The 1,031-nt window shown below is 50.9% G+C and carries 1 protein-coding gene; it reads right to left on the reverse strand.

The features are described 5' to 3' along the window. Nucleotides 1-1,031, reverse strand: a 1,031-nt coding sequence (locus ACS8FC_RS15030; RefSeq protein ID WP_439297363.1) for an O-acetylhomoserine aminocarboxypropyltransferase/cysteine synthase family protein, incomplete at both ends; no start/stop codon positions are given.

Here is a 1,031-nt window from a genome sequence, read left to right on the forward strand (position 1 = left end):
CTCAAGCTCCTGTCCATTTAACTGACGATGCGTCGTCGAGGCAGGATGACAGGCCAATGACTTGGCATCACCGATATTCACCAAGCGCGTAATCAATTGTAGCGCATCGATAAAGCGCGACCCTGCCTCCAGACCGCCTTTTACCCCAAAGGTTAAAATAGCAGAAGGCGTGCCTTTCATGTACTTTTGGGCAAGCTCATGCTCAGGATGGTCAGAGAGGCCTGCATATTTTACCCAAGCGACCTTGTCATGGTCACGCAAGTATTCCGCAACCGCTTGTGCGTTTTGTACATGACGCTCCATCCGTAGGCTCAGCGTCTGCATCCCTTGTAGAATACTAAACGCATTGAGCGGACTAAGAGCAGCACCCGTATTGCGTAGCGGTGCGACACGAGCACGCGCGATGAAGGCAGGCGCGCCCACGTCTTTGACAAAGTTCACCCCATGGTAACTGTGATCTGGCGTGTTCAGTAATGGGAAACGATCAGGATAATCGCCCCAAGCAAACGTACCGCTATCAACAATCGCGCCACCAATCGACGTCCCCGTACCGCTCATATACTTGGTCAATGAATGAACCACAATGTCCGCACCAAACTCAAACGGACGGCATATCGCAGGCGTGGCAACGGTATTGTCAATCACGACAGGCACACCATACTCGTGAGCAATATCACTGAGCGCCTGAATATCTACGATATTACCTAGTGGGTTACCGATACTTTCGGCAAAGACCATCTTAGTCTTGTCATCGATTAGATCACGAATCGCTTCTGGGTTTTTGTGATCAAAGAAACGCACCTCAATTCCTTGACGCGGCAATGCATGCGCAAATAAGTTGTAAGTACCACCATATAGCGTCGATACGGCGACGATATTGTCACCTGCTTCACAAATGGTCTGGATCGCATAAGTGATGGCAGCCATACCAGAGGCGACCGCAAGCGCACCGATACCGCCTTCAAGCGCAGCAACGCGCTCTTCTAGCACTGCATTGGTCGGATTCATGATACGCGTATAGATATTGCCCG

The sequence above is a fragment of the Psychrobacter sp. 1Y4 genome, from assembly GCF_051847555.1.